Origin of the sequence: Paenibacillus sp. FSL H7-0690 (genome assembly GCF_037980415.1) — a bacterium.
Taxonomy (GTDB): domain Bacteria; phylum Bacillota; class Bacilli; order Paenibacillales; family Paenibacillaceae; genus Paenibacillus_AQ; species Paenibacillus_AQ odorifer.
Genome location: NZ_CP150281.1, coordinates 6,043,504 through 6,057,820, shown reverse-complemented (window position 1 = coordinate 6,057,820; position 14,317 = coordinate 6,043,504). Strand labels below are relative to the sequence as shown.

General features: G+C 46.4%; 16 protein-coding genes. 14 read left to right on the top strand and 2 right to left on the bottom strand.

Features of this window, described 5'->3' with window-relative positions; all coding sequences use genetic code 11:
* Window positions 1-148 precede the first annotated feature (148 nt).
* From MHI32_RS26615 to MHI32_RS26600, 4 genes are all read left to right on the top strand, one after another.
* The gene (locus tag MHI32_RS26615; protein ID WP_340011362.1) at window positions 149-820 is read left to right on the top strand and encodes a DUF6483 family protein; all 672 of its coding nucleotides are present in this window, start codon (window positions 149-151) and stop codon (window positions 818-820) included.
* Window positions 820-1,638, top strand: coding sequence for a PhzF family phenazine biosynthesis protein (locus tag MHI32_RS26610; RefSeq protein WP_254849012.1), 819 nt, complete (start codon window positions 820-822; stop codon window positions 1,636-1,638). Before MHI32_RS26615 ends, MHI32_RS26610 begins: the two co-directional genes overlap by 1 nt.
* Window positions 1,639-1,726: 88 nt before the next feature.
* A complete protein-coding gene (locus MHI32_RS26605; protein ID WP_076303094.1) occupies window positions 1,727-2,917 on the top strand; it encodes an SAM-dependent methyltransferase in 1,191 nt (396 codons plus the stop codon).
* Window positions 2,918-3,908: 991 nt separating this feature from the next.
* Window positions 3,909-6,551 carry an O-antigen ligase family protein gene (locus MHI32_RS26600; RefSeq protein ID WP_340011360.1) on the top strand — a complete coding sequence of 881 codons (2,643 nt, stop codon included), beginning with the start codon at window positions 3,909-3,911 and terminating at the stop codon, window positions 6,549-6,551.
* Here the strand turns inward: MHI32_RS26600 and MHI32_RS26595 are convergent.
* Both MHI32_RS26595 and MHI32_RS26590 read right to left on the bottom strand, forming a co-directional pair.
* Complete coding sequence (locus MHI32_RS26595) at window positions 6,540-7,196, bottom strand: SdpI family protein (protein WP_076303468.1); 657 nt, start codon at window positions 7,194-7,196, stop codon at window positions 6,540-6,542. The genes MHI32_RS26600 and MHI32_RS26595 overlap by 12 nt on opposite strands.
* Window positions 7,196-7,534: an autorepressor SdpR family transcription factor gene (locus tag MHI32_RS26590; protein WP_051491108.1), complete on the bottom strand. Its 339-nt coding sequence runs from the start codon at window positions 7,532-7,534 to the stop codon at window positions 7,196-7,198. The genes MHI32_RS26595 and MHI32_RS26590 overlap by 1 nt, the downstream gene beginning before the upstream one ends.
* A 216-nt stretch (window positions 7,535-7,750) precedes the next feature.
* Between MHI32_RS26590 and MHI32_RS26585 the strand changes: the two genes are divergently transcribed.
* The 10 genes from MHI32_RS26585 to MHI32_RS26540 all read left to right on the top strand — a co-directional run bounded on the left by MHI32_RS26585 (window position 7,751) and on the right by MHI32_RS26540 (window position 14,218).
* Window positions 7,751-8,509 (top strand): glucose 1-dehydrogenase, encoded by a 759-nt coding sequence (locus MHI32_RS26585; RefSeq protein WP_076219277.1) that lies wholly within the window; start codon window positions 7,751-7,753, stop codon window positions 8,507-8,509.
* A 350-nt stretch (window positions 8,510-8,859) separates the two neighbouring features.
* On the top strand, window positions 8,860-9,474 hold the full coding sequence (locus MHI32_RS26580; protein ID WP_036680184.1) for a DedA family protein: 615 nt from the start codon (window positions 8,860-8,862) through the stop codon (window positions 9,472-9,474).
* Window positions 9,471-10,037: a thioredoxin family protein gene (locus tag MHI32_RS26575; RefSeq protein ID WP_076128653.1), complete on the top strand. Its 567-nt coding sequence runs from the start codon at window positions 9,471-9,473 to the stop codon at window positions 10,035-10,037. The genes MHI32_RS26580 and MHI32_RS26575 overlap by 4 nt, the downstream gene beginning before the upstream one ends.
* A 4-nt stretch (window positions 10,038-10,041) precedes the next feature.
* Window positions 10,042-10,671: an MBL fold metallo-hydrolase gene (locus MHI32_RS26570; protein WP_076128651.1), complete on the top strand. Its 630-nt coding sequence runs from the start codon at window positions 10,042-10,044 to the stop codon at window positions 10,669-10,671.
* A 545-nt stretch (window positions 10,672-11,216) separates the two neighbouring features.
* Window positions 11,217-11,762, top strand: coding sequence for an RNA polymerase sigma factor SigY (gene sigY, locus MHI32_RS26565; protein ID WP_076179762.1), 546 nt, complete (start codon window positions 11,217-11,219; stop codon window positions 11,760-11,762).
* Complete coding sequence (locus MHI32_RS26560) at window positions 11,749-12,078, top strand: YxlC family protein (protein WP_076136947.1); 330 nt, start codon at window positions 11,749-11,751, stop codon at window positions 12,076-12,078. The genes sigY and MHI32_RS26560 overlap by 14 nt, the downstream gene beginning before the upstream one ends.
* A complete protein-coding gene (locus tag MHI32_RS26555) occupies window positions 12,075-12,290 on the top strand; it encodes a hypothetical protein (protein WP_076179763.1) in 216 nt (71 codons plus the stop codon). Before MHI32_RS26560 ends, MHI32_RS26555 begins: the two co-directional genes overlap by 4 nt.
* A gap of 55 nt (window positions 12,291-12,345) precedes the next feature.
* Complete coding sequence (locus MHI32_RS26550) at window positions 12,346-12,537, top strand: PLDc N-terminal domain-containing protein (protein ID WP_036680175.1); 192 nt, start codon at window positions 12,346-12,348, stop codon at window positions 12,535-12,537.
* A complete protein-coding gene (locus tag MHI32_RS26545) occupies window positions 12,537-13,451 on the top strand; it encodes an ABC transporter ATP-binding protein (protein ID WP_076179764.1) in 915 nt (304 codons plus the stop codon). The genes MHI32_RS26550 and MHI32_RS26545 overlap by 1 nt, the downstream gene beginning before the upstream one ends.
* Window positions 13,448-14,218, top strand: coding sequence for an ABC transporter permease subunit (locus MHI32_RS26540; RefSeq protein ID WP_076179765.1), 771 nt, complete (start codon window positions 13,448-13,450; stop codon window positions 14,216-14,218). The genes MHI32_RS26545 and MHI32_RS26540 overlap by 4 nt, the downstream gene beginning before the upstream one ends.
* Window positions 14,219-14,317 lie beyond the last annotated feature (99 nt).

Below are 14,317 nucleotides of genomic sequence, written 5' to 3'. Positions count from 1 at the left end.
GCCTCTTTTTTTAAGGACTATCTAATGATCTGGTATTCTCCTTAACTGGCATAGAATTCGGCAATGGTTTAAGATAAATCAATAGAATAACTTAAGTGGTCTGAGTCCTGAATTTTTTGCTACCACAGTACGGAAAAGGAGGAATTGCATGTTTCGAAGAGACTATATTGTCCGGATGATCGAAGATATGACGGCGATGGTTGCCAAGGTATTTTCTCTGAAGCAGGAACGGAAGACGACAGAAGCTTTATGGGAAATCGATGAGCTGTTGAACCGGCATTTTCCGCTGAATTCACGTCTTTTAAATTCACTCTCTGTAGAAGATATCATAGATATGTTTCGTTTTGGCGGTGTGGTTGAGTCCGATAAGCTTCAAGGTCTGGCCAAACTGCTGAAGGAAGAAGGCAGCATTTATGCGGCAAATGGCGATAAGGATGCAGCATTATTTAGAAGTATGAGAGCTTTACATTTATATTTGTACGCGGATCTTCACGGAGCAGACCGGGAGCTGCTGCATATGACTCAGGAAATTGATGAACTCTTGCAGGATGTGCAGGCCTATCGTCTCCCGTCTAAAACGGAGCGGCTACTGTTAGAGTATATGGAGTCGGTAGGACGATATAGTAAAGCGGAGGACAGCCTCTACCGGCTGTGGGAGCAAGGAGAAGATGTTGTAATAGAAGGGGATAAGCTATACAATCGGCTGCTGCTCAGATCATCTGCAGAATTGGAACAAGGTGCCCTTCCTCTGGAGGAAGTAGAGCAGGGGTTAAAAGAGTGGGGCAGGATAACAGCGATACAAAAGGAAGCAGGAACCTGATGAATACGATGAATATCCCTTTATATATTATCGATGCTTTTGCAGAACAGGCTTATTCAGGCAATCCTGCGGCGGTATGTTTACTGGAGCATCCCGTCGATGAAGGTTATATGCAGAAGACAGCAGCGGAAATGAACTTGTCAGAGACAGCTTTTCTCTGGCCAGAGGAAGATGGATATCGCCTGCGATGGTTTACACCTAAAGTTGAGGTCAAGCTATGTGGTCATGGGACTCTAGCAAGTGCGCATGTACTATGGGAGAGCGGATTGCTAGCGCCTGACATGGAAGCAAGGTTCTATACACGCAGTGGGTTGCTCAGAGCTTCTCGTTCAGGAGATTTGATCTCACTGTACTTCCCGCCTTATCAGCTTCAACCCTCTCCGGTAATTTCAGGTCTCGCAGCAGCGCTTGGTATTGCAGAAGCCAATGTGGTGGAAACTATGCGATATGCTGACAATGTACTTGTACGACTGGATCAGGAAGCCCGGGTTCGCGAACTCAGCCCTGACTTCGGAGCTTTATCCGGGCTTGAAGGGAGAGGTTTCGCGGTTACCGCAGAAAGCTCTATCGAAGGTATTGATTGTATATCACGTTTTTTTGCGCCGAAGGTAGGAGTGAATGAGGATCCGGTAACAGGCTCAGCGCATACTGCATTGGCACCTTTTTGGGCGGATAGACTCAATCGTACGCAGTTGACCGCTTATCAAGCTTCGAAACGTGGAGGTTTGCTTCAGTTAGAGGTAAGTAAAGACGAGATTAAGATGTCTGGGCGAGCATTAACTATAGTTAGTGGAGAGCTGCATGTTAAGCCCTGCTAGAACAAGGAACGCCCCTTGTTAACACGTGATATAATGAACGATGTTGGTTAGGAGACATAGATTCTCCATTTTTAATCCCGAAAGTGAGATGTGCGTTGTGGAATCTTTAACAGCTCTAATTGAACAACTAATTAATGACCGTACTTTGATTACGGCTACCCTAAGTCAAGTGCGTTATAAAGGCGAAAATTGTACCAAAGTGCAGGTTAAACCTGTTGAACTAAAGGGGAAGCTGCATTATCAGTTTGCGTCCTATATTGGTACAAAGGTAGAACATCGCAACGTACCCGCTGAGTTAGCGGCGGAAGAAATATCTCTTTTATTTAGAGAAACGTATCGGCAAGGTTTGTTGTGTACAGTAGAAGCCGATTATCAGGTGCTTATTAGTAAGAAATTCAAAGTATCAATCCTAACCAAGTCTCCAAGTAAAAAGGAAGAGCCGGATCTAGCTCACAACCGTCGCAAACGTTATGTGCTGGAGGATGGAGAGCCTGTGCCATTTCTGGTGGAGCTTGGAATCATGAATAAAGAAGGTAAAGTGCTGGCCAAAAGATATGATAAGTTTCGGCAGATCAATCGTTTTCTGGAGATGGTAGAGGACGTGCTTGCCGATCTGCCAACAGGCCGACCGTTGACGATTGTGGATTTTGGCTGTGGAAAATCATATTTGACCTTTGCGCTGTATCACTATCTGACCGTTCGCAAGAAGCGGGAGCTTAATATCATTGGGTTAGATTTAAAAGCAGATGTGATTGAGCATTGTAACGAACTTGCTGCCAAAATCGGTTATGATCACTTGAAGTTCTTCGTGGGTGACATTGCCGAGTATAATGAGCTGGAGCAGGTGGACATGGTGATCACACTTCATGCTTGCGACACAGCTACCGATGCTGCCCTTGAAAAAGCAGTACGTTGGGGAGCGTCTGTTATTTTGTCCGTGCCTTGCTGCCAGCATGAATTATTCGCACAAATCGAAAATGAAGTAATGAGCCCTATGCTTTCGCATGGCATATTGAAAGAGCGTTTTTCCGCCTTGGCTACAGACGCCATTCGCGCCAAATTGCTCGACATGATGGGTTATAGCAGCCAGCTGCTGGAATTCATCGATCTGGAGAATACACCGAAGAACATTTTGATTCGTGCCGTTAAGAGCTCAGCCGGGGACAACTCCGTCAAATGGCGCGAATACACCGCATTCCGCGATTTTCTGGGAGCAAAACCCTACCTCGAACGCGTATGTGCCGATCTGCTTCCTACTGAGAGTTCGGTAGAAGGGTAGAGGATATTAAGGTAGAAAGCGTAGGATGTTGCAGTGAGTGCGATCTAATGGCGAGTTGGTTTAGTTGTACTTTGTGCAATTAAATATGCTCTGAAGCTGCGTTTTAGTGATTTAGTTGCACTTTGTACACTTAAAAACGAACAATACTCCGCATATGGCGGGATTCTCGAAAAACAGTTGCACAAAGTACAATTAAAGTGAAAGTAAGCAGCGAGAGCACGGGATTAGCTGCACTTTTTACAACTATATAGCTTTTTTGATGAGAATTCGGATAGTGCAGCTAGTGTGATCTAATGGTTAGGATGTTGCAGTGAGTGCGATCTAATGGTTAGGACGGTACGGCTAGTGCGGTCTAATGGTGAGTTGATTTAGTTGTACTTTGTGCAACTGGATATGCTCAGAAGCTGCGTTTTAGTAATTTAGTTGCACTTTGTACACTTAAAAACGAACAATACCCCGCATATGGCGGGATTCTTGAAAAACAGTTGCACAAAGTACAATTAAAGTGGAAGTAAGCAGCGAGAGCACGGGAATAGCTGCACTTTTTACAATTATATAGCTTTTTTGATGAGAATTCGGATAGTGCAGCTAGTGTGACCTAATGGCTAGGATGTTGCAGTGAGTGCGATCTAATGGTTAGGACGGTACGGCTAGTGTGATCTAATGGCGAGTTGGTTTAGTTGTACTTTGTGCAACTGGATATGCTCAGAAGCTGCGTTTTAGTAATTTAGTTGCACTTTGTACACTTAAAAACGAACAATACTCCGCATATGGCGGGATTCTTGAAAAACAGTTGTACAAAATACAATTAAAGTGGAAGTAAGCGGCGAGAGCACGGGAGTAGTTGCACTTTTTACAATTATATAGCTTTTTATGGGAATTAGGGCGGTGCGGCTCCTTTGTGGAGAGGTATCGTCTTTTTGCGTTCTAGTCTTGTATAAGTGAAATGTGGAAAGGATAGAGATAAATTAACGAATACAGGGGTATCTAAATGTGGCGTTTTAAAAAAGACCGGAGTCTGGAATCATCAATCGCATATATGTGTGGAGCCTTAGTGATAACGGCTGGGGTGGGTGCTTGTTTGTTGCGGGGATTGTTTTTTACTGAGGAGATGTATCCCTTTCTAACCTTATGGTTTGTGCTGTGTTGTGCGTGCTCGCTTTATTATCTTGTTGGGGTTGGTGCATGGAGAAAAAGTGGGGGAGGAGTAGGTGCAGATGCAGTAAGAGGTATTACGGGAGTCAATGGAGTTAGTGAAGTTAGCGGAGAAAATAAAGCGTTAAGAATATTATTAAGCGTCCCTTTAATTATTCTATCGCTTTATGTGATTCATTGGTTGCGCGGGCCGCTTTCCTCCCAGGGAACTATGAATGAAACGCTGCGGTGGGGCTTGTATGCTAGCTTTGCATTATTGGTTTGTTTTTGTGCGGTGAACCGGGTGGGGCGGCGGATTGTAAATGTAACTTGGTCTATGGCGGGTATGTTTTTGAGCATGAGCGCTTTGTTGGCTGTTTGTGGAGTGGTAAAGTTGCCTTTCGCTGTGGCCTACAGCAATTCATCGGAAGTGAGTGCCACAGGGGTTAGGTTAGCAGGATTGATGGAATATCCGAATGCTTTTGGTGCTGTTATGGCTGTTTTTCTGCTGGAACGGCTATTTGCTGTTGCTGTTTATTACGGGGAGCCAAAAAAGAGCGTGAATATGTTGGGAGTAAGAAGTGTTGGGCTGGGGATGGAGTGCGCAGAAGCAGAACGGAGGAGCAAAGGGGCAGGAGGCGTGGAAGCGGAGCAGGGAAAAGCGGGAAGCACGACCGCCGCGCTGCTGCGTTTGCTGCCGCTGTTCCCGTACACCGCCGCGCTGCTCCTCAGCGAGTCGCGCGGCGCATGGCTGACGGCGGCTTGCGCCTGCGCCGCCGTCTTGCTCTGGAAGCGGCAGCTAATCGCGTCGCTTCTTGCTGCTGGCGCCGCGCCCGTGGCCGCCGCGGCGCTACTCTACCGCCAACTGGCCCGTGCCGGGTTGGCGATAGAGCCTGTGCCCGGCCTGCTGTTGCTGGCCGGGCTTTGGGCCGGCGCGCTGCTAGCCGGCCTGTGGCTGTGCCGCCGCCAGCGCAGCGCGGCGGGCACTGCCCGAGCCGCCATGCTGGCATTGGCGGCGGCAGGTTGGACGGCGGCGGGGATCGCCGTCCTCCTGCACGTGCGCGAGCGGATCACCGGACCGTCATCGACGGTATCCGCGCGCGGGCTGTTCTACCGCGACGCCTGGCGGCTAGCGGCAGAGGCACCTTGGCTGGGACGTGGGGGTGAGACTTGGCGGCATGCATACCTTGCCGCCCAATCTCGCCCTTATGTAGGCAGCCAGGTGCATAATGGATACCTCGACATCCTGTTGAACTTAGGATTCGTTGGTCTTGCAGCCATACTCCTTATGCTGTTGGCAACAGGCTGGCTGCTGGCTACTAAATCGCCGCGGTTGCTGCCGCCGTTTCTGGTCATCGTCTTACACAGCGTCGTCGATTTTGACTGGAGCTACGGATTATTTTGGCTGCTGCTATTCTGGCTGCCAGCGCTTGCTCTGGCTGAGGATAAGCAGAAACATCAATCTGCGCCAACCCACCCTCAGTCTGAGACCAAGCTGCCAATTCAATCCACATCTACGAACCCGCTCACCAATGTCACTACACCAGCGAATCCGCTAATCGCTCAATCCACATCTACGAACCCACTCACCAATGTCTCTACACCAGCGAATCCGCTAATCGCTCAATCCACATCTACGAACCCACTCACCAATGTCTCTACACCAGCGAATCCGCTAATCGCTCACTCCACATCTACGAACCCACTCACCAATGTCTCTACACCAGCGAATCCGCTAATCGCTCAATCCACATCTACGAATCCGCTCACCGGTGTCTCTACACCAGCGAATCCGCTAATCGCTCAATCCACATCTACGAATCCGCTCACCAATGTCTCTACACCAGCGAATCCGCTAATTGCTAACTCCACACCCAAGAAACCGCCCCAAATCCGCTTTCGCCGACTAATCGGAACTGCGGCATGTTGTTTTTTGCTTCTGCTGGGGGTGCTATCTTTTCACGCCGCTCAAGGAGAGAAGTTCTATCGACAAGCGATTATGTCGGTGGATCCTTCGGTGAAGGTAGAGCTGCTACAGCAATCGCTGGGGTGGAATCCCCGGTCACCTCGAACGGCTATAGCATTATCTAGGCTGCTCTCGGGTGAACAGAGCGTGAGTCTGCTTCGGCAGAGTTTGTTGTATTCTCCCGAGAATGCCAGCTTAAGCTGGGAGCTAGCTGAACGATGGATGAGCAGTGACCATCCGGGGGCAGCGTTATATTGGATAGACCAGAGCTTTAGGCTGGATAAGTACAACAATGCCAAGTGGGTGAAGGCGATTGAAGGGATGCTTCTTATGGGGCAAAAAAAGCTTGCAGAAGGAAATCGAAAGGAAGGCCTAGTCTGCGTCGCCTCTGGGAATGAACTTCTTCTGGAATATAGAAGGTTGGCAGAAGAAGAGGCTAATAAAGGAGGGCAACATAATGACCGTGAGTTCCAAATGACAGAACAAGCCGACGACTTGAGTCGACGGCTTAGTATGCTGGCTTTACGATTTTAGCGGACGTGAAATCATCCAGGAGTAGAGAATGGGCACGATAATTGCAAGTACGAGTGCCGTAATAATAAGAAGCTGAGACAAGGCTCCGCTCAAAAAGGCTCCTGCAAAAATAAGTAGGCCACCGATCATCCACATTATCCCGGATAGGCGATGTGTTTTTCGCCATACCTCAGGGTTGGCGAGCGTCCAGGCTGTACGAACCCCAAACAAGTAATTATCTTTTACCTGTGGCATGTAGTTGCCAAGAGCAATAAACATTATTCCAACAGCTCCTATGGCGATCTTCCCAACGTTTATATCTTTACCTAGACCGTAAGCAATCGATAGCACCAGCATTAGATTAAAAAGCATCCCAATAGTAAGTCTGCTCATGGCATAGGCATTTTCGAATTTTTTGTAATTGTCCCGCTTAGGGTCGATGCTGCGTGTGAACTGCATGATCAGCGGGAGCACAATGCCTAAGATTCCGAACACAAAAATAGCTATATTTTTGTCCCAGTATCTGTTGACCTTACCCGTAATTCCAAATTGTGCCGGTAACTCCTGCGGAAGCTTGCTGTAATTGATCAGAGCGTAGGCTAATGTAGCTAAACCTAATATTACGATGAGGGTATCCTGCCATCTCCATTTGAAATCTTTCATCATTAATCCGCCTCCTTTTTGGAATCGATATCCTGACGTTGCTGCTTTCCGTCCAGTGATTTACTCTCCGTCTCCGTTTGCTTACCTGTCCCAGTGAGCTCCAATAACCAACCGAGAACCTCTTCGAGGACTGTTGTGTTTAGCGAGTACATAATAAATTGTCCTTTTCGCTCATCCTGTACAAGATCGGCATGCTTCAGCGCATTCAGATGGTGAGAAATGCTTGGCTTAGACATGTTGAAAAAATCTGCGATTTCACCTGCGGTTCGATCTTTCTCCCTTAGTAACCGAATGATTTGGCGACGGGTAGGGTCAGCTAGTGCTTTGAAGGATTCATTCATATTCCACCCTGCCTTTCGATATTTAAATAATTATCTAAATATATAATAACTCTTTGTTTTAATAGCTGTCAATGCAGTATTCACTTAGCAATAGCGTGTGTAAAAGTGTCACCGAATCTTTAAAATTAAGGACCGTTCAAAGCCTCCTCCTGTTCATACTAACGAAGGGCATGCATTCCTTGATGCACCGAACATACGATGTAGAGGAGCGGATATATGATACTAACCAATAAAGTCGCAGTTGTTACGGGTGCAGGATCGGGGATCGGAGAAGCGATTGCTCTGCTTTTTGCCCGACAGGGTGCTAAAGTGATTGCTGCGGACATCCATCTGGCGAATGTAGAAGCGGTAGCCAAAAAGGCGGAAAAGGGTGAGGGACACGGAGTCGTCTACCCCGTAAAGGCTGATGTCTCGAAGGAAGAGGACACACAGCGAATGATTGATGCCGCAACCACACAGTTCGGAGGCCTTCATATCCTTGTTAATAATGCCGGAATTATGGATAAAATGACGCCAGCGCACGAGATCACTGATGACTTATGGGAGCAGGTGCTTGCGGTCAACGTAACCGGTCCGATGAGAGCCATTCGTAAGGTTTTGCCGATTTTCATGGCGCAGGAAAGCGGATGTATCATCAATGTAGCCTCTATTGGCGGCTTAGCGGGCTCGCGTGCGGGAGTGGCTTATACTTCCTCTAAGCATGCTGTAATCGGGATGACCAAAAATATAGGATTTCAATACACTAAGCTTGGAATTCGCTGTAATGCCATAGCACCGGGCGGGGTAAAGACAAATATTGATCTGTCTGATCCAAGTCCTTTTGGGAGTCAAAAAGCGGGCGAAGGTATGGCGTCGATGCCACGGACAGGGGAGAGCAGTGAGATTGCTTCAGTAGCTTTATTTTTAGCTTCAGATGCTGCAAGCTTTTTGAATGGATCGGTGATAACGGCGGATGCCGGCTGGATGGCTTATTGATTGAGCGCAGATAAAAAGGTGTTCATTTTCCCTTTATTGGTGGAATTTGTTCACCTTTTTTGTTTATGCCTATTACTCAAACTCTTTTTAAGTATGGATTGGAAGATGGAAGCTGCTTGCCGCGTAAGTAGAAGTGATAAGGTTGCTTGTGCTAGAATAGGCTAAGAGAAACTGGAAAATATAGCAGAGCGGCAAAGCTTTTAAAAATATAAGAAAGTATAAGATTAGTATCTATGCTTTTATGTTCTTATATTTCACTCGCTTAAACGCTTAGTGTCTTATAAAGATGCCAAAGGCGATTAGCTTGATACATGTAGCCATATTCTGCGGAAAAGGGAGGAGGAGCACGTTTGCATTTTATTTCTGATCTGATCTCGACATTATTTGAATGGATTCAGAGTCTTGGTTATTTTGGGATTATGATCGGACTGATGATTGAAGTTATTCCTAGTGAAATTGTATTGGCTTTCGGTGGTTTCTTGGTATGGAGTGGAGATATTAATTTTTTCGGCGCAGTATTGTTTGGTACGATAGGCGGAGTGATTGCCCAGATCTTTGTATATTGGATTGGCCGTTATGGGGGCAGGCCTGTACTGGAGAAATACGGGAAATATATTCTTATCCAAAAAAAGCATATTGATCATTCGGAAGAGTGGTTCAATAAATATGGGACAGGCGTAATCTTTACGGCACGCTTTATTCCCGTTGTTCGCCATGCCATTTCCGTTCCAGCGGGGATTTCTCGTATGCCTTTAGGTAAGTTCACTTTATTGACTACACTTGCTGTTATTCCATGGAGTGCTTTGTTCGTATATCTCGGTATGACATTGGGGAATAAGTGGGAAGATATTGACGAGGTAGCAGCTAAGTATACCAACGAAATTATTCTCGTAGCGTTAGCACTAATCATCATTTATTTTGTGTATAAGTGGTTTAAATCCAAGAAGAGGGGGACTGCAAAATGAAACCGAATGTAGCTCATAAATTTGGAAAAGGTCTTACACCGCGCCAATTTGTAGAAAGCATGACGAAGAACCAGCAGGCTTTTGAATCCTGGTATGAGAAGTTTTCTTGGGAAGATGAGAGTGACAAGGAATTTTTTGAAAGCCTGAACCATCGTGATGATTTGCGAGTACTTATCCTTGCCGCTGATTGGTGTGGAGATGTAGTTCGTAATGTCCCTGCGGTATTCCGTATTTTGGAGACTGCCGGAATGAAGACAGAGGTATTCATTTTGGAGGAGAACCAGGAGCTTATGGATGAATTCTTGACCATGGGCGGAAGATCTGTTCCGATTGTGATCTTTGCAGATACCGGCGGATATGTGCTTGGACATTGGGGTCCTCGTCCAGAGCATGTGCAGAGCCTAATGAGAGAGTTCAAACGTGAGAATCCTGATCGCGAGGCCGCTGATTACGACAGCAAAATCGCAGAAGTACGTAAGGCTATGGGGCAAGCTTATGGGGAAGGAACGGAATCACAAGCAGTTATCGCAAAAGAGCTGCGTAGTCTGATTTCCGGATTCTAGACCAATGCTAAATATACGTTCGTTTAATTTAGGTCCTCTTCAGACCAATGCCTACTTGCTGACAGGTGCAGATCCAACGAAGGGTATCATTATTGATCCCGGTATGAATCCTGCGGCATTAGTGCGGAGTATTGAAGGGATGGAGATCGAGGCTATTTTGCTGACGCATGCGCACTTTGACCATATGGGCGGCGTAGACGAAATTCGTAAAGCTAAGAAATGCCCTGTTTATTTACATCCACTAGAGAGTGAATGGCTCAGCAGCCCTAAGCTAAATGGTTCATTGATGTGGCCTGATGTTTCATCTCCTTTAACTACAGATCCTGCAGAATATGATCTGGCAGAAGGACAAGTTCTGCAATTCATCGGACATACCTTCCGCGTGTACCATACACCTGGGCACTCTCCGGGCAGTGTCAGCTTCCTATGCGGGAATGATTTATTCTCTGGAGATGTGCTGTTTAAGATGGGAGTTGGGCGCACCGATTTGCCTGGTGGCAGGGAACGTGATTTGTTCGATTCTATTCGTGGCAAGCTGTACAAAATGGATGATGAAGTGAAGGTTTATCCAGGTCATGGCTCCCGAACAACCATCGGTTTTGAAAAAGTTCGTAACCCTTATATCCCTCAATAAACAATCATTCTAGTAGAACTGACAAGAATCGAGGAATTTTTGATAGACAAAGGGATACAAAAGGACTACAATATTGTTAATTAAATGTAACATTAACCTCGCGAAGCACGCAGACTGCGGAATTAATCCCGGTTTGCGTTCTTTTTTTGTCTACATATAGGTTTAAAAGCATGGGGGGAAATAGATTGGAGAAGAATATATATTACCCGTTGGATTACGGATGGTATGACTCCAAGGAGAAATGGACTAGTTTTTGCAGCAGTAAATGCCGATGTTTTTCAGAATGTTCTGGAAAGGGCGGTTTTTGTACTTCCATCGAACGCAGGGACATACAATCTGAGAATAAGGATGGGAGAATACCAGTGAATTCAGGAGGCGAGCCTAGAAGAACGCCTCTTTTTTGGCATTTCCCTGCTGAAGCAGGATTGCTTCAGCCATGGCGGCGTAAGCTCTGGGAGCTCAAAAAATAAAATTAAAGCGCATTGAACGAATCACTATACATAATCGTATTACAAATAAGAACGAAATCCTGAATGGAGGGGCAGATGAGCGATCAGGCGCTGGAGAAAATCAGACGGGCACAGCAGGGAGATACTTCAGCACTGTCTTCACTGCTGCGAGAACATTATACTTTTCTGTTCAAATATCTACTCAAAGTGACTATGGATCCGTTGCTGGCAGAGGATCTTGTACAGGACACGATGGTCAGATGTATGGAAAAAATCAATACCTATAACGGTTCTTCTTCGTTCTCCTCTTGGTTAATTACGATAGCCACCAGAATATTTATCGATCGAAAGCGGCGCTGGAAACGTGAGGCAGAATGGAAGAAACGGGAACAGCAGGCGCAGGGCACCCGTTCGATTCGTTGGCGGTTTGAGAGCAGGGGGGAAGAATGGAGTGAAGTACTTGATTCCATTTCCAAGCTACCCTCTGCTCAGAGGGTAGCTGTGCTGCTGAAGCATTATTATGGCTATAGCTATGAAGAAATCGGTGTGATCATGCAAATTCCTTCTGGCACGGTCAAATCGCGTGTGTCCCTTGGTCTTAACCAATTGCGAAAGGAGCTGAATGAGGATGGAGAAGGATAAGGAGCCAGAACTGTATTTGCACAAGCTTACTGAAGAGCTTGAACGTTTGGATGCGCAATATGATGACATCACCCCACCTTCGTTACAGGAACTGGAGTGGTTAATGGCTGATGCAGCTGTGCAGAGAAAGAGAAGGGAACGCAAAGAACTACTGTTATTCTGGGGGGTCTCATTGATCCTGATCTGCGCATTTTTATCCATTCTCACTTCTGCGCCAATGATCTATTGGATTATTCAGGCGATCATTCCTATTGTAGGACTGGGTGGCTTAGGGATCGCCAGGATCAGAAGAAATAGAGAAGGTGTACAAGAATGAATGAGCTGCAGGATGTGCCTCTTTGGTTGTGGTTTGGCATAGCAGTAGCGTTAATGCTGCAGGGGACCTTACTGTTCCGGGACGCAAGACGGCGCGGGAAAAAAGCTTGGTTCTGGGGATTGTGGGCGATTACTACAGTTCCGTCACCCGCATTAGTCTACTTACTTGTTGTTATTCTTCCTGAGCGACGTAGACGGAAGAAGCAGTTGTGAAGCTTTAGTAAAAAGCTCGTACATCCTTTCATCCTATTACAAGGAGTGGTACTTCATGGAAGAGGTAAAATGGGGTTTAATCATGCCGTTAATTATTCTGCAGGCTTTGCTTGCTATTATTGGTCTGATATCTCTGGCCAAAGCGGATAACGTTCGTGGTCCAAAATGGATGTGGATTATTATCATTATTTGCGGAAATATATTAGGCAGCGTAGCTTATTTCACAATAGGAAGGAAAGATGTCTGATGTCACTCCTTCAAGTTAAGAATTTGCGCAAAAGCTATGGGTCGCATATTTCCGTAAATGATATAAGCTTTGAAATTGAGAAAGAACGGTGCGTCGCTTTACTGGGGCCTAACGGTGCTGGGAAAACGACCACACTTCGTATGCTGGCAGGGCTGCTAGAACCCACCTCTGGAATGATTTCATTTGAGGGGAGCCGTCCTGGAGCCGAATATCGCAGAGGATTAGGATATGTGCCACAGTCTCCAGCTTTTTATGGGTGGATGACTGGACATGAATATGTTGTTTTCGCTGCAAAGCTTAGTGGAATGGGAACTAAAGACGCATCCAGCAGGGCATTGGAATCGCTTGAGCGTGTAGGGCTTAAAGGTGATGCTCGTCGCCGGATTGGTGGATACTCCGGTGGGATGAAGCAGCGGCTGGGTCTGGCTCAGGCGCTTGTGCACCGGCCTCGTCTGCTGTTGCTTGATGAGCCTGTATCTGCACTTGATCCGATTGGCCGCAGAGAAGTAATGGGACTGCTGCGGGAGATACGTGAAGAGACAACTGTAGTTTTTTCTACACATGTGCTGCATGATGCAGAAGAAATTTGCGATGATATTATTTTAATGAATCAGGGCTTGATTGCTGAGAAGGGGTCTTTATCACAGCTGCGTACACAATACAGCCTTCCTGTTATTCGTTTACGTACAGAGAAGCAAGAAAAAGCTATTCAGTGGCTGGAGTCTCTTGCTGCCAAACCGTTTGTACTAGAGACTCAGTTGTTCGGAGATCAGGCAATTTTTAATGTGAACGATGTAGACATGGCCCGATGGACGATTCTGCAAGAAGCGGCGCAGCTCGAAATTCCATTACTGCAATTTGAAGCGGGTTCTTCCACGTTAGAGGATTTATTTATGAAGGTGGTGGGAGTATGAGAAGCGCCTGGGTCCTTTATCGCAGAGAAATGCTCGAAATGGCTCGCAGTTATAAGTTAATCTGGATACCTGTCGTTTTTATCCTATTAGGTATTATGCAGCCGTTAACTACTTATTATTTGCCGGAAATATTAAAAGCTTCAGGTGAGGTTCCCCCAGGTCTGCTAGAGGGGTATGAAATACCGAGTGCCGCAGCTGTGATGGCACAATCTCTGGGACAGTACGGAACGATCGGAATGTTAGTATTGGCGCTTGGCGCGATGAATGTTTTAGCCGGTGAGCGCTATAGCGGAACTATGGAATTAATTCTGGTAAGGCCGGTTTCTCCAGCCGCAATAGTGTTCGCTAAATGGGCAGCGCAGCTAACCCTGTTGATCGTTGCTCTAGGATTAGGTGCAGCGGGCGCAGCTTACTACACGGAGCAGTTGATTGGTTCACTATCTTGGGGAGATGTCATCGCAGCTTCTGGAGTGTATGGATTGTGGCTGTTATGTGCTGTCTCAGCTACGTTGTTGTTTAGTGGATTTTTAAAATCTCCAGTTGCCGCCTTTTTAGCATTGGCGCTAATGGCAGGATTATCATTAGGCCAAAGCTTATTACCTTCATGGTTTGAATGGGCACCTGCGGGGCTTTCCGGGTTATCGGCTGGAATTCTTATGGCTGGAGAAGGCTTCAGGGTTGGACCCTATCTTTCAGCAGCTATTTTGATCTTGATTTGTTTAGTGGGTGCTGCACTTTTGACAAGGAAGAATAACTTACCCGCTTGAACCATAAGTTATATTTTTATTAAATATAGTATATTTTCATAGAATTTGTAGGATCGGCCAGCCTTCAACTAGACAGTTCTATCTTTTTTTAGTAGACTG